Origin of the sequence: Legionella santicrucis, from assembly GCF_001468135.1 — a bacterium.
GTDB classification, from domain to species: Bacteria; Pseudomonadota; Gammaproteobacteria; order Legionellales; family Legionellaceae; genus Legionella; species Legionella santicrucis.
On record NZ_LNYU01000091.1, the window covers coordinates 348111 to 369986 of the forward strand.

A 21876-nucleotide genomic window follows, 5' to 3' on the forward strand; every position below is an offset into this window, starting at 1 on the left:
TCACAGGATATAGAAAATAAGAGTCAGAGAACCTCATTTAATTTAAGCTTCACTTTCATACAATACCCGAATTAGAAATAATTTCTAATCCAATAAACCTAAAGATTTAACGGTATCACGTTCTTGTCTTAACTCATCTAAGGTTTTGTTAAACATGTCACGGCCATAATCATTAAAGCTTAAGCCTTCAACAACTGTTAATTGGCTTTGCTCACGACGACAAGGGAATGAAAAAATCAATCCTTCATCAACACCATACTCACCTTGCGACCTACGGCACATAGAAAATGATTCTCCTGCTGGAGTATCATTAACTAAATGATTCACACCAGTAATAATAGCATTTGCCGCAGAAGCAGCAGAAGAAGAACCACGCGCTTTAATTACCGCAGCACCTCGCTGCTGTACTGTAGAAACAAAAGTATCCTTCAACCAAGTGTCATCAATAACTTGTGCCGCAGAAACACCATTGATTTTTGCATTATAAAAATCAGGGTATTGAGTAGAAGAGTGGTTACCCCAAATGGTCATTTGAGTCACAGCAGTAATATCAACACCGGCTTTTTTAGCTAATTGAGTACGCGATCTTAATTCATCCAAAGTAGTCATTGCATAAAAACGATCATTGGGTACATCTTTAGCATGGTGCATAGCAATCAAGCAGTTTGTATTGCAGGGATTACCTACTACAAACACACGTACATCATCACTTGCATGCTCATTAATTGCCTGACCTTGTTTGGTAAATATCCCACCATTAATTTGCAATAAATCAGAACGTTCCATTCCTTGTTTACGGGGAACAGAACCTACTAATAAAGCCCAATTTACCCCATCCATCGCTTTATTCATATCTGCAGTACAAACCACTCGCTTTAATAAGGGGAAAGCACAATCATCAAGTTCCATAGCAACCCCTTCCAAAGCGGGAAGAGCAGCTTCAAGCTCAAGTAAATTCAATTCGACTTCTGTATTTGTACCAAACATTTGCCCAGAAGCAATTCGAAATAATAAAGCATAACCAATTTGCCCTGCTGCTCCAGTAACAGCTACTCTTACTCGTTTATTCGCCATGTGATTTCCTTTTTTTATTAGGTATAACATCTCAAATTCTTATTCTATTTATAGAAAAAGTAAAATGAATAATTATAATTTTTGTGATAAAGCGTACGATATGATATACTTCGCTCCGCTACAATTTGAAGTTTTTCGCAAATAGCATTTTAGATAAAAACTTCAAATTGTAGCGGAGCGAAGTATACTATTGCATGATCAAACAAGCCAGCCCAAAAGAATAATGATCCCTTTATCGCTGTACATTCATATTCCATGGTGCATTCGTAAATGCCCTTACTGTGATTTTAATTCACATAAAAGCCCCGATACTCTGCCGGAACAAAGTTATATTCAAGCACTTATTGCAGACCTAAAGGCTGATTTACAGCGTTTTGAAATCCGGGACATTTGCTCTATTTTTATTGGAGGCGGTACTCCTAGCTTACTCTCCGCGCAAGCCTATGAAACTTTATTTACCGAACTCAAGTGCCTTTTGTCCTTTGCCCAAGACATAGAGATCACTATGGAAGCTAATCCCGGCACTGTGGAGCAACAACGTTTTAGAGAGTACCGACAATTAGGCATTAATCGTCTTTCCTTAGGCATTCAAAGCTTTAATCATGCACATTTGCGTGCATTAGGCCGCATTCATGACGGTCAGCAAGCACACCGAGCCATTGAATCAGCACGAAATGCCGGATTTACTAACCTAAATTTAGATATTATGCACGGCTTACCACAACAAAGCGTTATCCAAGGCATAGAGGATTTACGTTCTGCATTAACCCACCAACCAGAGCATTTGTCTTGGTATCAATTAACTTTAGAACCAAACACCCTATTTTATAAAACAAAACCTACATTACCTTCGGAAGATGAAACTTTTCTCCTGGAAGAAGAAGGATTAGCATTACTCAAAACAGCGGGTTTTGAACGTTATGAGATTTCTGCTTTTGCTCAAACGAATCATCGGTCTCGCCATAATTTAAATTATTGGTTATTTGGTGATTACTTAGGTATAGGTGCAGGAGCTCATGGAAAGATCACTACTAAAAATGGAGTTTTAAGAACAAGGAAACACCGCCAACCCAAAGAATATTTAGACCCTCAAAAACAGTTTTTAGCACACATAGAAACCGTAAATACAAAGGAGCTTCTTTTTGAATTTATGCTCAATACAACACGTCTTGAACAAACCATCCCCTTAGCTCTATTTTCACAAACCACAGGACTAGCACTCACAGAGCTACTCCCCAAACTTGAAATGGCTGAGAAGAAAAAATTAATTACTTTGACAGAAACACACTGGCAAGTCACTCCTTTAGGACGACGTTATACCAATGATCTGCAAGCATTATACTTATAGCTTTGATAAATAATGAGCATGTTTTAAAGTTATAAAGTAAAGCCACTTGCGTGTAAATAAAGATTAATCAATAATTAAAATACTTTCCGAAAAAGGAGCAAGCAGTGATATTACCTATATTTTTGGTAGTTCTTGGCTATTTAATGGGGTCTATTTGCTCTGCAGTCATTATCTGCAAAGCGTGTTCTCTTCCCGATCCACGCACGGAAGGCTCAAAAAATCCTGGCGCGACTAATGTATTACGACTGGCGGGTAAACAATATGCCGCATTAGTGATGGCAGCAGATCTTCTCAAAGGGACTATTCCAGTTCTAATCGCTAAAATGTTAGATGCCGATCCAGTAACAGTAAGTTTTACTGCTTTAGCAGCAGTGGTTGGACATATGTACCCCGTTTTTTTTGAATTTAAAGGAGGCAAGGGAGTTGCTACCGCTATAGGTGCATTATTAGGTTTGCATTTTCTTGTTGGTGTTTTTGTTGCTGCAACCTGGCTATTAGTAGCTAAATTTTCTCGTTACTCTTCATTAGCATCGATAACATCTATTGGTTTAGCGCCTTTTTATTCGCTATTACTTATCCAACACCTGAACGTTTTTCTACCCATCTTTGCTATCGCTTTACTCATCCTTTATAAACACAAAGATAATATTACTCGTTTAATTGATGGAACAGAATCTAAAATCAGGCTAAAACAAAATGTTATTGAAGAAATCATGGAGGAAGAACATAAGCCAGTACATCATCATAGGAAACAACAAGCTACTCCTCCCTCACCCCCAGAAATAGAAATTGAAATAGAAACTGTAACAATTACAGAAACAATAATCGAAAAACCTAAAACAACTAAAGCAGAAACAGCGCTTAAAGCAAAGAATAAACCAGCAGATACATCCGAAAAGAAAACAAGAACAACAAAAAAATCTGCTCCATCAAAACCTAAGATAAAGAAAGAAAAAGAAGAATAGTTATAGTGATAGGGTAAGAAATTTTGATCATGCCAATGGCCATCTTGCCCTAACTTCTATTCCAGAGTTTAAGTCCCTTTCTCCTCTTAACATCCGTAAGCATCCTGCATAAGCAATCATTGCTCCATTATCGGTACAATATTCCAAAGCAGGAAAATAAATTGTTCCACCAATACTTTGCATCCATTGCTGTAAGCCCGTGCGTAATGACTTATTCGCTCCTACACCACCTGCAACCACTAATTGCTTGTACGAAGACTCTTGAAGTGCTCTTTTACATTTAATCATTAAAGTATCGATAACAGCGTGTTGAAATGCTTTAGCAATTTCCGATCGCGCACGCTCATCTTTTGTACTTTGATTCCATGTATTTAATGCATATGTTTTTAAACCACTAAAACTAAAATCAAGTCCTGGTCTGTCTGTCATAGGTCGTGGAAAACGATAAGGAGTTGACTCACACTGATCTGCAAGTGCCGCCAATACTGGTCCTCCTGGATAAGGAATGCCCATAAGTTTGGCAGTTTTATCAAACGCTTCGCCTACAGCGTCATCCATTGTATCCCCAAGTAACCGATATACGCCTAAATCGTTGACTTCAATTAATTGACAATGACCACCTGATACTAAAAGAGCAATAAAAGGAAATCCAAGAGAGGGTGTTTCCATTTTTGCAGCCAATACGTGTGCTTCCAAATGATGAATGCCTAATGCAGGAATCTGTAAAGCATAGGCTAAACTTTTTGCAAAGCAAGAGCCCACCAGTAAAGCACCAATTAAACCAGGGCCCGCTGTATAAGCAATCCCATCTAAAGAGTTTTTATCAAGTCCAGCTCGTTGAAGAACTTCATCGACTAAGGGAATCAAATAGTTGATATGATCACGTGAAGCAAGTTCAGGTACCACTCCTCCATACACTCGATGTGTTTCAATTTGTGAATGCAAAGCATGGGCTAACAAACCAGTATTTGAATCATATAGAGCTACACCAGTTTCATCACAAGAAGACTCAATGCCTAAAACGAACATAAAAAACCTAATCCAAAGATGAAGATTAAATCAAACTTACCATTATAACACATTAATTCGGTAAGAAGACTTCTATCTCTCTTTGAGGATTAAAAAATGGCCTTCGTGATTATATAGATATCTTAGATAGACTAAGCATTAATAAATTTATCTATTTAAAACTTGACGAGTGCTTCAACTAGCACTAGAATTGCCCACCTAATAAGTCAAATAACCAGAGGACCAGTTTAATGCCTACCGTTCGCGTCAAAGAAGGCGAAAACCCAGAATATGCATTGCGCCGATTTAAGCGCTCTTGTGAAAAGGCCGGTATTTTAACCGAATTACGCCGTCGTGAATTTTATGAAAAACCAACCGCTGAGCGCAAACGCAAGCAAGCTGCTGCAGTAAAACGTCATTTAAAGAAAATTTCTCGTGACGCTTCTGCAAGACAACAAGGTTCAAAACGCCGACGTAAATAGGATTTTTCTCTGTCCTGTATTTTTACTAAGGTCACATATACTGCGCATGGTCACAACTAGATTGACTAAAGTGTTGTATTGAATGTGACCTTTTTCTTTTTTAAGGAATTAAAAATGACTATTAAAGAACGTCTCAATAATGACATCAAAGAAGCTATGCGAGCCAAAGAGAAAGAATTACTCGCTACGTTACGTTTAATTACTGCTGCGGTGAAACAAGTTGAAGTCGATGAACGCATTGAAGTAGATGATGAGCGCATGTTGGTGATTTTGGATAAAATGAGTAAACAACGAAAAGAATCCATAGCACAATATGAAAAAGCAAATCGTGATGATTTAGTAGCACAAGAACAATTTGAGCTGGATATTTTAAAGAACTATTTACCTGAACCATTATCTGCTGCAGAAATCGAAAAAATGATTAATGATGCCGTTGCAGAAACTGGTGCCACAAAAATGGCGGATATGGGTAAAGTCATGGCTTTGTTAAAACCAAATTTACAAGGGCGTGCTGATATGGCACAAGTTAGCGTATTAATTAAGGCTAAATTAAGTTAAGGAGCATCATGTCTGGCTTAATCCCTCAGCCATTCATTGATGATCTCCTACAACGCACGGATTTGGTTGAACTTATTGACAGTTATGTTCCCTTAAAAAAAAGAGGGAACAGCCATGTTGCATGTTGTCCTTTTCATAATGAAAAATCCCCCTCTTTTAATGTCGTTGCCAAAAAACAGTTTTATCATTGTTTTGGTTGTGGCGCATCGGGAAATGCAATTAGTTTTGTAATGAATTACTGCAATCAGGGATTTGTTGATGCCATTGAAACCCTTGCTACACGTATTGGCTTAACTATCCCTCGAGAAAAACAAACTGAAAGAGATAATACATCTCGTGATCTTTATAAACTCTTGGCAGCAGTGAGTCTTTATTATCGAAAAAAATTAAAACATGAAGGACAATATGCCATTAATTATTTACGCGATCGAGGTTTAAGTGGAGAAATCGCTAAACTTTATCAATTAGGCTTTGCAACCGAAGGATGGCATCACTTGGAAAAAGCATTTCCTCGCAATCAACGTGAACTGATTGCAACAGGCATGCTTATTAAAAATGAAGAGGGCAAAATTTATGATCGCTACCGTAATCGGATTATGTTCCCTATCCATGATCGGCATGGGCGTATTATTGGTTTTGGCGGACGTGTCTTAGACTCAGAACAAAAACCCAAATACCTCAACTCCCCAGAAACTGTAATTTTTCAAAAAAGTAGAGAATTATACGGATTACATCAAATTTTAAGCCAACAAAAATCAATAGATTATATAATTATTGTTGAAGGTTATATGGATGTCATAGCCCTAGCTCAGCATGAAATTATAAATGTAGTAGCCACATTAGGTACAGCAACGAGCACCTATCATATTCAGTTGCTGAGCAAACATACTCAATCTCTAATTTTTTGCTTCGATGGAGATAATGCAGGAAAACAAGCTGCATGGCGTGGACTGGAAAGTAGCTTACCTCATTTAAATCTAGGTTTGGACGTCAGTTTTATGTTTTTACCTGATGACCACGATCCGGATAGTCTTGTTAGAAAAGAGGGGAAAGAAAATTTCTTAAATCGAATAAAACAAGCGACTCCCCTAAATCGCTTCTTCTTTGACAGTTTGGCAAAAGATCTGAATTTGTTCAGACCAGCCGGAAAAACGCAACTCATTAATTTAGCTAAACCTTTTTTACAAAAGATGAGTGAAGGATCATACAAGCAAATACTCATTGAGGATCTTGCACGCTTGACGCATATTGAACCCCACAGACTCAATCAACTTATTACAGATCATTCTAAAAATCCTTCTCAAGAACCCATGATGACGATGACTATTGCACGCACCCCCATGCGTATTGCCATAGCTCTTTTACTACAGCATCCAGAAATTTATACACAAAGTATGTCACAAATGAATCTTGAACTTTTCGATGCCCAAGAACATGGGATACTGCTCCAAGTCTTAAATCAATTAGCCTCAAACCCCAAGGCAAATACAGCAACGTTGATTGAAGCATGGCGAAATCATCCCTATTTTGATTTTATCAATAAATTAGCAGCATGGGATCATCAAGTGCCTGAACTAGAGCTTGTCAAAGAATTTATTGATATCATGTTCTTTTTGCAAAAACAAAATCGAGAATTGCTCATACGCCAGCTCATTAATAAATCACGCCAGCATGGTTTAAACGAAGCAGAAAAAATGAAATTACAAGAAATGTTAAAAGAAAGACATAATTGATTGAATCAATTATATACTTAATTAATTACAAAAAATTAGGAAAACCCAAAAAAAGCAATGAAAAATTACTGGTATGTTGCTGCTACCCAGTTTATAATTATAAGATTTTGTAATCCTAAAAAAACAATCAAACCTCAATCAATAGCCTTAATGCTAAGGATTGAATTGTTTTTTTAGGATTTTTTCCAATTGTCCCTAGAGAAGTGTCTATGACCATAAATGATCAAGAACAGCAAAGCTCACAGATAACCAAAGTCATTAGCCTAGGAAAAGAGCAGGGTTATTTGACTTACAGTCAAATCAATGACTTACTGCCGAATATAGTCGACACGGAACATTTTGATGTCATTATTAGCATGCTAGAAGGCATGAATATCAAAGTGTTTGAGCTACCACCAAGCGATGATGAATTAGCGCTTCTGCTGAATACTGAAGAAGTACCTGATATTGAAGAAGCGGCGATGGTACTCGCCTCTGTGGACAAGGAAACCGGTCGAACTACAGACCCTGTACGTATGTATATGCGCGAAATGGGAACCGTAGAATTATTGACCCGCGAGGGTGAGATCCGTATTGCTAAACGCATTGAAGAAGGCATTTATCAAGTACTGAAGTCTTTGGCTCATTATCCAGAAACAGTACAACTTGTTCTTGATGATTATGAGCGTTTCAATGCCCAAGAAATTCGTCTTAATGAAATCATTAGCGGCTTTGCTGATGTTGAAGATGAAATAGCTCCTGCTTCAAGTATTGGCTCTATGCTTGATGAAGATCAGCAACAAGAAGAGGAAATTCTTTTATCTGATGATGAAGAGGATGAAGATGGTGAAGGAGGCATGGCTGAAGTTGACGATGGCCCTAACCCCGAACAAGCGAAAATTTATTTTGATGATTTACGTGAAACTTACGAGGTAGCACTAGTCGCATTAAAAGAACATGGCAGAACTCATGCTAAGACCATTAAAGCATTAGAGATAATGTCGGAGTCATTCTTAAAGCTTAAGCTCACATCAAGACAAGTAGATCGCTTAACCCGTCATTTCCGTCAATTACGCAATCACATCAGAGAACATGAACGTGGTATTATGCGTCTTTGCATTGAAAAAGCACGTATTCCAAGGAAGTTATTTATAGATACCTTCCCTGGCCAAGAAACCGATCTTGAGTGGTTGAGTACAATTATAGCGAAATACAGCAAAAAACTTGATATGAATCGTATTCAGGACAATACTGAAGAAATTTTACGCATTCAATCTCGATTAGTTGCATTCGAAATAGAATACGGCTTATCAATTTCTGAAATTAAAGAAATTAATCGTAAAATGTCTATTGGTGAAGCAAAAGCACGCCGTGCCAAAAAAGAAATGGTTGAGGCAAATTTACGCTTAGTAATTTCCATAGCAAAAAAATACACTAACCGTGGCTTACAATTCCTTGATTTAATTCAAGAAGGAAATATAGGCTTAATGAAAGCTGTAGATAAATTTGAGTACCGCCGCGGCTATAAGTTCTCTACATATGCTACTTGGTGGATTAGGCAAGCAATTACTCGCTCCATTGCTGATCAAGCACGGACTATTCGTATACCGGTTCATATGATTGAGACCATTAACAAACTCAATCGAATTTCTCGACAAATTCTTCAAGAGACAGGACGTGAAGCAACTCCAGAAGAACTTGCCGAAAAAATGGAATTGAGCGAAGACAAGATTCGTAAAGTCTTAAAAATTGCTAAAGAACCGATTTCCATGGAAACCCCAGTTGGCGATGATGATGACTCACACTTAGGTGATTTTATTGAAGACAACAACATTGAATCACCTATTGATATGGCTACTGCCGAAGGACTACGCGAAGCGACTCTGGAAATTTTGGAAACGCTGACACCACGTGAAGCTAAAGTACTTCGTATGCGTTTTGGTATCGAAATGAATACCGACCATACTCTGGAAGAAGTAGGAAAACAATTTGACGTAACTCGTGAGCGTATTCGCCAAATTGAAGCCAAGGCATTACGTAAACTACGTCATCCTTCACGCTCAGAAAAACTAAGAAGTTTCCTCGAAGGGGATGAAGGATAAACTCATAAATTCAAAATGAGGATAAAGACAACTTAAATTGCTTATCCTCATTTTAAAAAATAAGGATAAGAATATCCAAAAAAAATAAAAAAAAACTAGCACATTAAGTAAATTAAGTTTAAAATGACCCCCTCTCCGGGCCCATAGCTCAGTTGGTCAGAGCAGCGGACTCATAATCCGTTGGTCCTAGGTTCAAGTCCTAGTGGGCCCACCAATTTAACCCTTTAAAATCAATAAGTTACCCTTGATATCCTAAACCCTGAAAAATCCCCTTCGGGACTTTTTCGGGACCTACGTGCAGAAGTCACAACGAAACTACATTTGCACGCTTTACTTCAACCTGCTTAGCTCTAGAGTTTGTATTACGTAAAAGTGTTAACACTACCCCACTCTTTTGCTTTTCACAAACTCGATTGGATGCTTCATAAAGATTCTGTAACTCAGCTGATGAATAATGCGTTGTGATCCGCCCTGAACGATGGCCAAGCAAGTCTTGTCTATCCTCAAAACTTACTCCAGCCGCTCGTAACCGCCGACCGTAGGTATGCTTCAAATCATGTACTCTTACCTGAGGTAAGCCAGCTTTCACTCTGGCTTGTTGCCAACCCGTTGACAACATCCTGGCTAACGGCCTTCCTCTAAAGCTAAACACATGTGTAGAATGCTTTCCTCGTTCACTGTTCACAATCGATCTGGCCGTTTCATTACAAACTACCAGTCGTTCATCACCATTTTTAACCAACTCAGCAGGAATGATAAACACCATAATATGCGGCAGCTCGGGAATACTGATTTCCCACTCCCAACGCAATTCACAAATCTCTTGATCCCTACACCCAGTATTTACAGCAAATAATGCCATTTTTTCCAGATGAGAAGGTAATTCATCAAAGAGACAGTGCTGCTCTTCCCAGTTAAGCGGATAAGGCTTGCGTAAATCATATTCCGGCAAAAGCTTTATCTTTGGTGCATTAGCCAACCAAGTTAATCCAAACTCGTCCATCCATTCACTTGCAGCCAGATTTAAAATCCGTCGTACCACTTTTAAACCATGATTAATGGTCCTGGTAGATACGCCATCTTTTTTCCTACCTTCAATAAACTGCTGTAACGAGCCAATATGAATGGATTCCAGCGACAATTTCCCAATGTATTTAACCAATTCACGTAAACGCCCAGCATCATCTTCAATACTACGTTTATGCTGGTTTTCCATTAGAAACTTTGTTGCCGCCTCTGTAAAACTTCGCTTCGGTCTGACACCATAAACATTAGCAAGCCGAATTTCTTCTATACGTCTTGCTAAATATTTTTCGGCTTCTTCGAGGTCGCCAGTGCCAGTGCTTTCGCAAAGTCGGTATCCAAAGAGCTGTTTATCAATTTGCCAGTGACTACCTTTTTTATAGATCCCTGGCGTTCGTTTTCGTCCCATATTTCCATACCTCTTTTCTTCTTTGCCGCGGGACGACCACTACATTGCTTATAATCGTCTACCCAAGCATCTAAATCAAGTCTATCGAAAGCAATTCCTTGTGAACCAATGGGGATTTCTATGATTTGAGGCCTAACCTCATCATTAAAACGATGGCGCTCCATGCCTAAATAAGCGGGAGCGTCTCTTAGACGAATCAGTCTAGGTAGGATTGTGATACTACTCATGCTTGTTCCTTTTTATAAAACGAATGGAATTGATTCTCAAAACAAAATAACACGTTTCGTTTTATTTATTAAAACACAAAGTGTTTTATTGGATCAAGCACTAATTTTTTTAAGCCCTTAAGAGAAGAACATCTGTAGGATGGGAAAATAACCCCCCCTCACAAACTACTTCAGCACCATGGTTTTTATAAAAACCATTTAAACTGGGTTTAAGGGTATCGAGGACAATTGACTCCACGTTAGAAGTCCTTGCTATCTCTTTTGCCTTTTGTACAATCTGTTTTCCAAACCCAAGGCTTCTATAATCCTTGTCAACATAAACATACATCAATTCATAAGAATGAAAAGGTTTGAATTTTTTTTCTGATACCTCTGCAGGATCATTGAATAGAGCAAACATCGCTACTGGTTGACCATTAAATGTTCCAATATAGGTTTCTTCCTTTAAGGCGGTTAACACTTCCATACGATAGTCCAAGCCTTTATTACGTATATATCCCCATTCTTCTTCAGCCCATCGTGCTGCAATAGGGAGGAGCTCTGGACATTCGGATAACTTTCTAAAAACTAATGGGTGTCTTGCCGTACTAAAAAATAACATGATGAAAACCTCAACGATTAATATACTAAAACAGAGTTTGCAGTTTGGATCCTTTGCCTTCCATACTCACATAATGCTAAAGAAGCTAAGCCAATTATCGTGCCAAACATATAATACCAAGCTGGCGATAATAGATTATCCGTTTGATGTATCAACCAAAGCATAATCATTGGAGTGGTACCACCAAACAAGGCAGCCCCTAAGTTAAAAGCAAAGCCAAACCCTGTATATCGATACTCTTTTGGAAATAAGGAAACCATATAGGCATTCATTGGCGCATATGTGATTGCGATTAATATTGACATCAGTGTTAGTCCAATCATCATCAGTGAAAATTGGCCTGTAGAAAGCAGATAAAAGATAGGAATACTGAGCAGCAACATTGTCACCATCCCCACAATAATGATCCACAGCAATCCCACTTTATCTGCAAGTATGGCTATGAAAGGTTCAAGTAACGCGTCTACTACCAGTGCAATAGTGATAATGAAACTCGCATCGCTTAAGGCAACGTGGACATAATGGTTCAAATAGGTAACGGTATATAAATACGTACCAAACGTCATGATACCGACCAGCCAGGCTATGCCAATAACTCCCAACACAGTGTAAGGGGCTTCTTTTAAAGCCATCATAAACGGCAGGCTCATTTGCTGTTTTTGTTGGATCTTTTGAAAATCAGGTGTTTCTGTTACTTGGGTACGTAAATAATAAATGACCAGAGCACCCACAAGTGCAACGATGCCATTTAATCTCCAACCCCATTGCGGCATAAAGCTGGCTGTGAAGAAAGAAGCAGCAATTCCTGCTAACATCATTCCCCCACTATAGGCAGAACTCGTTAAGCATCCATAAAACGCTTTTTTATGGTGAGGCGCATGCTCTACCAGAAAAATAGCAGATCCCGTAAATTCGCTACCCGCCACAAATCCCTGAATTAATCTCAACAATGTCATCAGTATGGGAGCAGCAATACCGATCATTGCATACCCAGGGATAAAGCTCATCAATGCAGTAGGAATAGCCATGGCTATAATACTTAAGCTCAAAGCACGTTTTCGTCCAAGCCTATCGCCGATATAACCAAAATAAATTGAGCCTAGTGGTGCTAACAAATGGCCCACCGCAAAAATACCAAATGCACTGAGCAATGCGACGAATGTATTGTTTTCAGGAAAAAAGGTAGTCGCAAGAATAGGTGCAAAATATCCGAAAATCGCAAACTCATACCACTGTAATGCAGTACCGGCAACGCCAGCGAACAGTGCTTTATTTGAAAAATATTTGTTCATTAAAAATGCTCCGAAACGGCCTTAAGCGAGGTTTTGCTTGAATTATTGCCACTATAAAGTATCCTTAAGGGTGATGTAAATAATATGGTCATTATCATGGATATAGTGCTTATTCCAGGCGCTTTGAACACATCAAAGCTATGGACTCAACAAATGTCTTTGTTTCAACAAAAAAAGGTTCATTTTGTTGATGTTTTAAATAGCGACAGTATTGTAGAAATGGCTTCGCGTTATGCTCAAATTGCACCTAAAAAATTTACCTTAGTTGGGTTTTCAATGGGAGGGTATGTCGCTCTAGAACTCTATAGACAACTACCTGAAAACATCGAAAAACTTATCCTAATCAACTCTGCTGCAAACGTCATGTCTAAAAAAGGTGTTCTCGAGCGAGAACGTTCTTTAGATTTGATTAATAAAGGAAAATTTGAGTTTCTTATCAAGCTCATTTTTAAAAACTCTATTTGTGACAAAGAAAAACAGGATTTTTTGATGCCCATCTTTCAATCTATGGCCTATGAGGTTGGTACAGAAAACTATAAAAAGCAGCTGATTGCTATGCTGAATAAGCCTGATCATTCCTTATTGCTCGCTAGCATATCTTGCCCCACTTTACTCATCGCGGGAGAACAGGATGTGGTAATGCCTAAAGCGCAATCGGAGCATCTGGCATCTCATATCAAAAACGCTGAGTTAATCACTATAGAAAGCTGTGGCCACATGGCTATGCTTGAACAACCAGAAAAGATGAATCAAATATTGAATGCTTGGTTGTAAGTTGTATCGTAGTTCAGGAAAAGTGTAAATGCATAGCCTCGATGAAAATGGAAATATTTGTGTTAATCTCAATGACTATAACGAGCTGTCAGAATCGATTAGATTTAGAGATAAAATTGATCACTTAGTCAAAAAGCTAGATTGCCCAAAAGACATTTCAAATTTTTCCATCGCAATGTTTTTCAAAAATAATCAACGTTATTATCTCTCTAACATGTACCTATGGGCTATTCCTTATCGTACTGAAGGGTTATACCGAGGTGATATTGACCATGATTATGATTTATATGACGGTAAAGAATTCTTCATTCAGCGTGAAATAAAGTATGATGAAATGCAAATCCCCATCATACAGATTTTAGAGGAAAGGTATAAGCTGAGCACTACTTTTGCTATGGTGCGCCAATGTGATGAATGCGATTTTATTATCGAAGTCTATAACACTGAAAAAATAGCTGATCCTTATAAATTTTATTTTCAAGTACGAGATCAATTTGAGCAATTTATTAGCCAGTTCATCGATTCAATGATACTCGAAATTACAACAGCACTACCTAAACAGAAATGGCTTAAAATACTTACCGATAATACCTATAGAAAAAAAGTGCTCACCCGTAAAGCAACCTCCGCATATACGGTTCAACTATCGCAAAGAGAACACCATTGCCTCAGTTTAATTTCTCAAGGAATGAGCGTAAAACAAATTGCCGACCATCTGCATCTCTCCAACGAAACAGTGAATACCCACGCTAAATCGATTAGAAGCAAGCTTGATTGTTACAATATTACAGAAGCTGTATCCAAAGCATTGAGAGCTGGACTTTTATAAAATACCCAAATTTGGGGATATGCTTCTTCTGCATGTCCAATATACTTCTCTATGTAAGTTAAACATTTTGTACATGGAGTTGTAACATGGTTTGTATCGTTGAATTTGAAGAAGGTATAAGATTTAATTTTGCTCAAAACAAGTATTTACAGAAAGTCTGGGTTGAAGCATTGAAACATTGCTTTAACAAAGATATCGCACAGTTAGCCTATCTACTAGATATCCCTCAAGAACGCTTAGCCAAGGTGCACCAAGGTGTCAGTTATTTGCCAGATGATAAAGCAGATGAACTTGCTAAATTGTTTTTAATCGCATTTGGTGATTAAATTAGCATTATAACGACTGCCGAAATAGATGATGATTGAAACTAGCCGCTTGATACTACGACCACCTCAAATAGGGGATGCATTACCTCTGAATCAAGCGGTTAACCGATCACTAGAGGCACTACAACGATGGATGCCATGGGCAACAGATCCCAGTCTTGAGACAACTGCTATTTTTGTCAAAGATGCTGTTACACAATGGCAGGCCCCTCATCCCACTCAATTTCCGATGGTCGTTGTATTGAGGGAAAATAACCTTATCATCGGTGGTAGCGGTTATAATGAAAAAAGTAATTTTGAAGTCCCCATGTTTGAAATCGGCTATTGGCTTGATACAACCTATGTAGGGCTGGGATTAGCTACGGAATTGGTGCAAGCATTGACACGCCATGCGTTTGAAAAACTAAATGCTATTCGGGTGCAAATCTGCATGCAGAAAGAAAACACCAAAAGCATACGTGTTGCCGAAAAATGTGGTTTTATATTAGAGGCTACACTCCATCACTTTAGATTAGATTGCTTAACTCAAAAGCCAGTCGATGAGCTCATCTACGCGCGCTTTGATACAAATCGATTATAATTATGAACAATCCCATTAATATTTTATTATCCTGGATAGATGAAGAGCGAACAAAAGGGGCTCCCGATCCCAAACAAGCAGTATTATCTACAACCAATCTTGATTCAGTTCCTCATGGGCGTGTAGTCGCTATTCGTGAAATTAATGATAACGGATTCTTGTTTTTTACTCAAAAAGACACACGAAAATATGTAGAGCTCACCAGCAACCCTCTCGCCTCCATCACTTTTTGGTTTGAGCTGTTTGAAAGAGAAGTCATGATTGATGGCAGCATCATTGCATTGTCAGCCATTGAAAATGAAAATTATTGGAATACTTATTCGCCTGTGGCACAAATTAGGTTTCATAGTTATGCCCCAACTTCAGCACAACCAATAACCAACAAGCAACTGCTTGAGGACAAACGCAACAAGTTAGCGCAACAAGATCAGCCTCTACCTGTGAGTGACTATTACTGTGGCTTTAGACTCATCCCATCACGCATGGTTTTTTATACTTATAGAACCGATGAATTATCTGATGTAATAGAATATTGCTCTATAGAAAATAAATGGCAAGAACAACTCCTCTCACCATAATTTGCTTGAGAAAATCATGACAATACTCTGTTGGCACATGGTCAAATAGAATACATTTTGTTATAATACGCTTACTAGAATACATTAATTTTTGACAAATCAGATATGATCAGCAACGAGCTCATCCTTTCTCGCTATAAAAATGGTATCCAATTATTACCACCTGACTCGTGCCCAGAAAAAACTCAGCTAAGCGTTGAAACTATTTTTAAACAGCCCTTTAGCATTTATTTTGTTAACGAACATTATGGTCTTAGTAAAATAAACTCTACCTGTGCTGCTAATTGTCAATTCGACTCAGAGTCCTCTGCAGTTGGTAAAATTGCCTCTGATTTTTTAAGTAAGGAAAGTGCGCATTTCGCAGTAGAAGCAGATAAAATAGCTATGCAGGATAGGACTATTAACATTTTAGAACATCAACTTGAACACTCCAATGGTATTCATTATCAATATCTAACAATTAAATCCCCCTTATACCAGGAGCAGAAAATTGTCGGGATATTTGGCTGTTCTATTGTACTAGGAAAGCACCCATTGGATAAAGCTCTTCAATGTATTTCTGAACTAGGTCTTTTGTCTTCCAATATGGTTCATTCTGGTGTCAATTCACTTTCAAAGCAACAGTTGGCAGTAGCAAAATTAGTAATCAACGGATTAACTGCAAAAGAAATTGGTCAACAACTTGGTTTATCCTACCGTACTGTCGAATTCTATTTATCCCATTTAAAAAACAAACTTGGATGCCAAAACAAAACTGATTTATTGTTTAAGTTGAAACAACTGCTTGATATGGAGTAGTTTGAGTCTCTTGTGATACCGTATTTATACTGTATCGCCCATGATTAAATTTCATACTATACTATGCATGAGCTAATGTTTGTTTTATATAACTTTAACCTGGAAAATTGAATGACTAAACCTAGCCGTATTTTCATCATTGGTCACATGGGTGCAGGCAAAGCCTTACTGGCTGAATCTTTAGCAAAAAAACTTGGATGGCAATATATCGATGCTAATCCCAGTTTGGAACGCTATATCGGAAGAAACTTATATGACATTATAGGTAAAGAAGGTGAAGAGGCATTTCATCGATGTGAAGCTGAAATAATTTCTCATTATATTGGCAAAGAACATGTCGTTGTAGTATTGGAGGAAGCTGTCATTGCCACAGAAGAGAATAGAAAATTATTATCTTCACAGTGTGTTGTTTATTTAAAAGTTTCAACACCCGTTCAAATTGAACGGATGAAGGACGGACGCGTTCCATTACTTCCCATCGACGATCTCAAAGCATTTCTAGATAAGCAACATCTTGAGCGTGATAGCTTATTTGAAAAAGTAGCGTCACTAACACTCGACTCTATTTCTGTTGAGGAAGATGTTGATAAAATAATGAAAGCGCTTCAAGGGTAAATACTAAAATGTCCAAAAAAAATATTATCACCAATAACCCATTCGTCTTTGCCGCAGAGGACGAATACTGTTTGTATCGGGCGGATCTTGATTTTTGGTGGCCTTATATTGCTAACGTATTGGAGCAACATCACCTTGCTGATACTGCCAAACGTTCAATTGCAGTCTGTGGTTTTAACTCAACCTACCCCGTTTTTCTTATTCAGGATATTGTAGTTAAGTTCTTTGGACATCGTCCCTATTGGCGTAACGCTTTTAATACCGAATGTGCAGCACACGAATATTTGCTGCAAGATCAAACCATTCAAGCTCCACACATATTGGCAAAAGGCCAGCTATTTGCCAATACAGATAATCCTTGGCCTTATATTATTTCCACGAAAATCTCGGGCCAATCTTGGTTAAACACACCTTTAACCCATGAGGAAAAAAATAATATTGCTATGGAGATAGGGCAACAACTACGCAAAATCCATGCGCTACCAACCGATAGTCGACTTAAACACGATCATGAATGGTCAACATTGAATTTCAACAGTGCCGTCGAAAAAAGTATACTTCCTAAGCATCTTATACCTCAAGTAGATAGTTTTATTGCAAAACTTGATGACTTTGACAGATGCTTTGTAAACGGCGATATGGTTGATATGCATGTTTTCGTAGAAAATGGCCACTTAACGGGTATCATTGACTGGGGAGATGCCACCATAACAGATAGACATTATGAATTAGGCAAATTACTTGATACATTCGACTGGGATAAAAGATTACTTAGAACGGTGATAGATGCATCCAATTGGCCTGTTAAAAAGAATTTTTCTAAGCAATGCCTAGGACTTGCGCTATACAGGCAAGCCGTGGGGCTTACACAACATAATTCATTTGATGTGTTTTATAAATTACCAGATCTTTTATCATTAGACGATATTGCTACGTTAGATGAGCTTGCGGATGTTTTATTTAAGTTGTAACACCATAACTTTACAACTATTAGAATTTGTTCCATAAAAATAAAATGCGTCAGGAGGACACACATGAAAAATGGAAAGACAGACAAACCTAATTATCCTGAATCACTGGCTCCCAGTAAAGAATTCATTGAAGCTGTCGAAAAGCAGGAATATTCTGCTTATGGATATGACGAGCGCAATGATTGCTACTTTGCAGTCCCTTATGAAGGTAGCCAACCACTTGCTGAATTGGGTCATAAAATTTACTTTATACATCCAGAAAATCCTTACTTAAATCAAAAAGAACTCTTTGAAATGATGCTAAAGATGAGTAAAGGAGAAGATGCTTATATTTTTCATGAGAAAGATAAACAACTTTATTACTCAAGCAATGGATATTTAGAGGCGGTATCTATTCATGATAACACCCTATTTTTACAGACATTCAAAAAAATCTGTGGCGATGAAGAATATGATTATAATTTTCTAACTTTTGAGCAAATTAACGAATTAATAACGGCTAATGGCGGTCATAAACCCAGTAAACTTGAAACCTCGTTAGCCAATTCTCAGAACATTAAACATGCTTCGCGTCTTTTAAACGATTTGTTTCCACCTAAAAAAGTGGATGTTGCCGATTGCTGGGCTAGCGAGCTTAATTTAGATAAGCTTTTTTTATAAAGCTATCAAGATATGCGTAAGCTCACTTAAGCTTCTTTGTAAACCAAAGTATTAAATCATCATCAAGACAAACGCTATTTCCTGGCTCAATCAGTTGGTAGTCATAGGTGATACCTTGGCCATCAGGGAGATAGCCTCTCTTAATGTAGAGTTGTTGGGCATGGCCATAATCTCGGTATAACCCTACGCCCAACCCCACTACCTCATGTTTTTTACGTGCCTCATCTTCGGCGGTTTTTAATAGCAAACCTCCTATTCCCTGGCTCCGAAAAGGGGGTAAAACATTTAAGTCCATGATTTCAGGAATAGATTGCTCTAGGAAGGATTGATAACAAGACTGCCATTTCAAAGTAATATACCCTGCAAGCGCCTGTTTATCAAAAGCAAGCCACATACATCGCTCTTCATCCATTTGCTCTTGCCAATAGTGTTCGAAAGTAGCTCTTGGTTTCAGCCAATGATGTGCTTGAAATGTTGTAAATAACAAATCTATGTCAATTTCACTTAGTTGACGGATGATAATGTCAGTTTCCAATAAAGATTTTCTTAAAAAATATAACGTTGATTGATGAAAATAACCTGTTCGTTGATATTCAATCGAGTATCCTAATTTTTGGTAAAAACCAAGTGCTTCCCAATCCATGGTATTCACAGTAGAAAATAAACATCCTTTTTCTTTGCCAAGCGTTTCTGCTGACTGGATTAAGTGCGTACCTAGGTTTTTATCTCGCAATAACTCATGCACCCATAACGAATCAATATAAAGACAGCCATAATACATTGACCCATTGCATCCAGCGATAATGTTGTCATTGTCATCATGGATAAAAAAACCATAACATTCAATGGGAGGTTGATTTTTCTTTTCTTGCGCAAATCCTGCTATACCATCGTATAGCACTTGTATTTCTTCAGCGGATGGGTTCGGTGTATACCTAATTTGAAAATCATTGCTCATTACAAAAGCCCTTGATATTGATTTTGATCATCGAAAAATTTCACAAAAAAAGTTTTGGTTAATTGTGGATTCACCTGATTAATGCGAGTGAATTCTTTAATAAACCCGCATTTTTTATAAAACACCGGCGCTTGGAAGGCGCTGGTGCAAAGATTTATATTGTTAAACCCCTTACCCTTAAACTGTTCTTCTAATGCTGATAATAATTGCTTGCCATATCCCTTATGGCGATAATCTCTATGAACCCATATATCATCGACATAAATTTCAGCAAACGCCGTGTAAGCATTCAAAACACCAATAATTGTATTTTGATGATTAGTGAGAGTGATAGAAAATCGCCGATAATTTACGTCTATACCATGACTGGCTTCATAAGCAATTAAATCAGCTGTCATGCGTTTTTCAGTCTCTTCATCAATTTCATCTACAAATGCTATGTGATAAGGTTCATCTAGATGTTGGTCTATCTGAATAGAGGTATTAAAGGAAAAAATATAGCGTTTAGGCTGTGCTTTATCGTAATCGACGGTTTCAAGTGTTTCTGTAAATTGTCCTTGCGTAAAATAGGTTATCACTTTACGCCAAAAAGCTAGCGCTGCTTTATTTTCTGGAATGACTGAGACTTCCCATTGCCCCTCATGCTGATGCCAAATTTGCTGGGCTACAAGATAACCTAACCCTTTATGTTGAAACTTAGCAAGAATAAAAAACTCACCCATATTCCAATTGGTTTCAGAGAAGTGGCCTTGCTGATTAAGCAGCACAAAGCCGGCAAGCTCCTTCCCCATCTTTACCAAATACGCCTTTCTTGTTGGCTCTACAAAATAATTCTGAAAGTCGAAACTTTCATAAAGGCCATCAACAGGACACGCCCAATCCTCAGAAATAAAACCACACTCACGTGATAAATCATATACATAAAATCTTGCCATATTTTGAATGATAGGATAATCATCTAATGTAGCCTGTTCAATATGAAGAGCTGATTGCATTGCTTTTAAATTCAAAATATTTTCCTAAAGTATTTTCCCAATTGCAGTATCCTGAGGGTCACCTTCATAACCATCAGGATCCTCAAACGGCATGTCGATGTATCCGTGCTTCCGATAAAATGCTAATGCTGAAGGCGAGGATTCAATATGCAGACTTCTAAACCCTGCACACTTAAGCCATTTCTCACACAACCCTAAAAAATAGCGGCCATACTGACAATTGCGTTTGGTTTCATCAATGACAACAATACGCAAAGCAGCGCGATGATGAGGCCATAATTGTAAATGTGTATAACCTATGATCTCAGCACCCTGGTATAACACAAAATGCACATGCGCCTCATGCTCAAACGTCCAGGTATAAGGATCAGATAGCCCGGCTTTGTCAAAAAAATAAAATTGCCTAAAATGGCGTGCAGCATTCCACTCTCGCGTAGTCAGCGCCTTGACCATCCTTAACCCCGTGAAACCTGCTTGTCTGTCAATGGTTGCAATAAATTCTTCTTTTCCTAGACAATAACTATTTATGTCATAAGGGAATTGCTCTGCTAATGACTGTTTTAATCGCGCATAAGCTTCTCTGTCTTCAACATGGCTTCGCATCCAATCTCGAAACTTTAAATGTCGTTCAATTTCAGGATTATCATGCTCAAAAACATGCAGTTGATGAGTTCTTTCGTTACCCCCTTTTTGGAAATAACGACGAAAGGGGATGCCAAATTCGCCTTTTGCTTCATACCCTAATTTGAGTAATGAATCATTGGCACTATCCACGTGATGGAGATCAGAGACAACTGGAATCATATCAATCACCGGTTTTGCTGCCAAACCCGGTACTGAGGTTGAACCTATATGGTGAATCTCAATACAATTATTGCCTAAAGCCTCTTTGACCACTTGAGCTTCCTGCTTAAATTGCATAGGCCAATTGACATCATAAGCAACCACTTGAATGAGTCGTTGTTCTAGTTTGTCCGACATGATTTATTTC

The 21876-nt window shown here is 38.1% G+C and carries 24 protein-coding genes and 1 tRNA gene; 16 read left to right on the forward strand and 9 right to left on the reverse strand.

Annotation, left to right across the window (positions count from 1 at the left end; genetic code table 11):
* Positions 1 to 84: 84 nt before the first annotated feature.
* Positions 85 to 1074, reverse strand: a complete 990-nt coding sequence (locus Lsan_RS19275; protein ID WP_058515728.1) for a malate dehydrogenase — start codon at positions 1072 to 1074, stop codon at positions 85 to 87.
* A gap of 223 nt (positions 1075 to 1297) precedes the next feature.
* Between Lsan_RS19275 and hemW the strand changes: the two genes are divergently transcribed.
* Positions 1298 to 2422, forward strand: a complete 1125-nt coding sequence (hemW, locus tag Lsan_RS19280; RefSeq protein WP_058515729.1) for a radical SAM family heme chaperone HemW — start codon at positions 1298 to 1300, stop codon at positions 2420 to 2422.
* Positions 2423 to 2526: 104 nt separating this feature from the next.
* On the forward strand, positions 2527 to 3387 hold the full coding sequence (gene plsY / locus Lsan_RS19285) for a glycerol-3-phosphate 1-O-acyltransferase PlsY (RefSeq protein WP_058515730.1): 861 nt from the start codon (positions 2527 to 2529) through the stop codon (positions 3385 to 3387).
* Positions 3388 to 3414: 27 nt separating this feature from the next.
* On the opposite strand, the gene tsaD is transcribed toward plsY, so the two are convergent.
* The gene (tsaD, locus tag Lsan_RS19290; RefSeq protein ID WP_058515731.1) at positions 3415 to 4416 is read right to left on the reverse strand and encodes a tRNA (adenosine(37)-N6)-threonylcarbamoyltransferase complex transferase subunit TsaD; all 1002 of its coding nucleotides are present in this window, start codon (positions 4414 to 4416) and stop codon (positions 3415 to 3417) included.
* 230 nt (positions 4417 to 4646) lie between these two features.
* Between tsaD and rpsU the strand changes: the two genes are divergently transcribed.
* From rpsU to Lsan_RS19315, 5 genes are all read left to right on the forward strand, one after another.
* Positions 4647 to 4877, forward strand: coding sequence for a 30S ribosomal protein S21 (rpsU, locus tag Lsan_RS19295; protein WP_003634990.1), 231 nt, complete (start codon positions 4647 to 4649; stop codon positions 4875 to 4877).
* 114 nt (positions 4878 to 4991) lie between these two features.
* Positions 4992 to 5435 carry a GatB/YqeY domain-containing protein gene (locus Lsan_RS19300; protein ID WP_058515732.1) on the forward strand — a complete coding sequence of 148 codons (444 nt, stop codon included), beginning with the start codon at positions 4992 to 4994 and terminating at the stop codon, positions 5433 to 5435.
* 8 nt (positions 5436 to 5443) lie between these two features.
* Positions 5444 to 7168, forward strand: coding sequence for a DNA primase (gene dnaG, locus Lsan_RS19305; protein ID WP_058515733.1), 1725 nt, complete (start codon positions 5444 to 5446; stop codon positions 7166 to 7168).
* Positions 7169 to 7377: 209 nt separating this feature from the next.
* Positions 7378 to 9249 (forward strand): RNA polymerase sigma factor RpoD, encoded by a 1872-nt coding sequence (rpoD, locus tag Lsan_RS19310; RefSeq protein WP_058515734.1) that lies wholly within the window; start codon positions 7378 to 7380, stop codon positions 9247 to 9249.
* A 137-nt stretch (positions 9250 to 9386) separates the two neighbouring features.
* A tRNA-Ile gene (locus tag Lsan_RS19315) sits at positions 9387 to 9463 on the forward strand.
* 90 nt (positions 9464 to 9553) lie between these two features.
* On the opposite strand, the gene Lsan_RS19320 is transcribed toward Lsan_RS19315, so the two are convergent.
* The 4 genes from Lsan_RS19320 to Lsan_RS19335 form a co-directional block, all read right to left on the reverse strand.
* Positions 9554 to 10465: a tyrosine-type recombinase/integrase gene (locus Lsan_RS19320; protein WP_058515735.1), complete on the reverse strand. Its 912-nt coding sequence runs from the start codon at positions 10463 to 10465 to the stop codon at positions 9554 to 9556.
* An 86-nt stretch (positions 10466 to 10551) separates the two neighbouring features.
* The gene (locus Lsan_RS19325) at positions 10552 to 10908 is read right to left on the reverse strand and encodes a hypothetical protein (protein ID WP_058515736.1); all 357 of its coding nucleotides are present in this window, start codon (positions 10906 to 10908) and stop codon (positions 10552 to 10554) included.
* A gap of 109 nt (positions 10909 to 11017) precedes the next feature.
* Complete coding sequence (locus tag Lsan_RS19330; protein ID WP_058515737.1) at positions 11018 to 11509, reverse strand: GNAT family N-acetyltransferase; 492 nt, start codon at positions 11507 to 11509, stop codon at positions 11018 to 11020.
* Between the two features lie 17 nt (positions 11510 to 11526).
* Positions 11527 to 12801: an MFS transporter gene (locus tag Lsan_RS19335; RefSeq protein WP_058515738.1), complete on the reverse strand. Its 1275-nt coding sequence runs from the start codon at positions 12799 to 12801 to the stop codon at positions 11527 to 11529.
* 93 nt (positions 12802 to 12894) lie between these two features.
* Between Lsan_RS19335 and Lsan_RS19340 the strand changes: the two genes are divergently transcribed.
* The 9 genes from Lsan_RS19340 to Lsan_RS19380 all read left to right on the forward strand — a co-directional run bounded on the left by Lsan_RS19340 (position 12895) and on the right by Lsan_RS19380 (position 18932).
* Positions 12895 to 13575, forward strand: a complete 681-nt coding sequence (locus Lsan_RS19340) for an alpha/beta fold hydrolase (protein ID WP_058516087.1) — start codon at positions 12895 to 12897, stop codon at positions 13573 to 13575.
* A gap of 28 nt (positions 13576 to 13603) precedes the next feature.
* A complete protein-coding gene (locus Lsan_RS19345) occupies positions 13604 to 14404 on the forward strand; it encodes a response regulator transcription factor (protein WP_058515739.1) in 801 nt (266 codons plus the stop codon).
* Positions 14405 to 14490: 86 nt separating this feature from the next.
* On the forward strand, positions 14491 to 14730 hold the full coding sequence (locus tag Lsan_RS19350) for a hypothetical protein (protein ID WP_058515740.1): 240 nt from the start codon (positions 14491 to 14493) through the stop codon (positions 14728 to 14730).
* A gap of 28 nt (positions 14731 to 14758) precedes the next feature.
* Positions 14759 to 15310 (forward strand): GNAT family N-acetyltransferase, encoded by a 552-nt coding sequence (locus Lsan_RS19355; protein ID WP_058515741.1) that lies wholly within the window; start codon positions 14759 to 14761, stop codon positions 15308 to 15310.
* Positions 15307 to 15888 (forward strand): pyridoxine/pyridoxamine 5'-phosphate oxidase, encoded by a 582-nt coding sequence (locus Lsan_RS19360; RefSeq protein ID WP_162265636.1) that lies wholly within the window; start codon positions 15307 to 15309, stop codon positions 15886 to 15888. The genes Lsan_RS19355 and Lsan_RS19360 overlap by 4 nt, the downstream gene beginning before the upstream one ends.
* A 105-nt stretch (positions 15889 to 15993) precedes the next feature.
* On the forward strand, positions 15994 to 16686 hold the full coding sequence (locus tag Lsan_RS19365; RefSeq protein WP_058515743.1) for a helix-turn-helix domain-containing protein: 693 nt from the start codon (positions 15994 to 15996) through the stop codon (positions 16684 to 16686).
* A 111-nt stretch (positions 16687 to 16797) separates the two neighbouring features.
* Positions 16798 to 17301: a shikimate kinase gene (locus Lsan_RS19370; protein WP_058515744.1), complete on the forward strand. Its 504-nt coding sequence runs from the start codon at positions 16798 to 16800 to the stop codon at positions 17299 to 17301.
* An 8-nt stretch (positions 17302 to 17309) separates the two neighbouring features.
* A complete protein-coding gene (locus Lsan_RS19375; RefSeq protein WP_058515745.1) occupies positions 17310 to 18272 on the forward strand; it encodes a phosphotransferase in 963 nt (320 codons plus the stop codon).
* Between the two features lie 63 nt (positions 18273 to 18335).
* A complete protein-coding gene (locus tag Lsan_RS19380; RefSeq protein WP_058515746.1) occupies positions 18336 to 18932 on the forward strand; it encodes a hypothetical protein in 597 nt (198 codons plus the stop codon).
* 22 nt (positions 18933 to 18954) lie between these two features.
* On the opposite strand, the gene Lsan_RS19385 is transcribed toward Lsan_RS19380, so the two are convergent.
* From Lsan_RS19385 to Lsan_RS19400, 3 genes are read right to left on the reverse strand one after another with little or no spacing between them, the layout of a single operon-like run.
* A complete protein-coding gene (locus tag Lsan_RS19385; RefSeq protein WP_237762217.1) occupies positions 18955 to 19890 on the reverse strand; it encodes a GNAT family N-acetyltransferase in 936 nt (311 codons plus the stop codon).
* Positions 19890 to 20900, reverse strand: coding sequence for a GNAT family N-acetyltransferase (locus Lsan_RS19395; protein ID WP_058515747.1), 1011 nt, complete (start codon positions 20898 to 20900; stop codon positions 19890 to 19892). The genes Lsan_RS19385 and Lsan_RS19395 overlap by 1 nt, the downstream gene beginning before the upstream one ends.
* Before the next feature lie 9 nt (positions 20901 to 20909).
* On the reverse strand, positions 20910 to 21866 hold the full coding sequence (locus Lsan_RS19400) for a bifunctional GrpB family protein/GNAT family N-acetyltransferase (RefSeq protein ID WP_058515748.1): 957 nt from the start codon (positions 21864 to 21866) through the stop codon (positions 20910 to 20912).
* Positions 21867 to 21876: the final 10 nt, after the last annotated feature.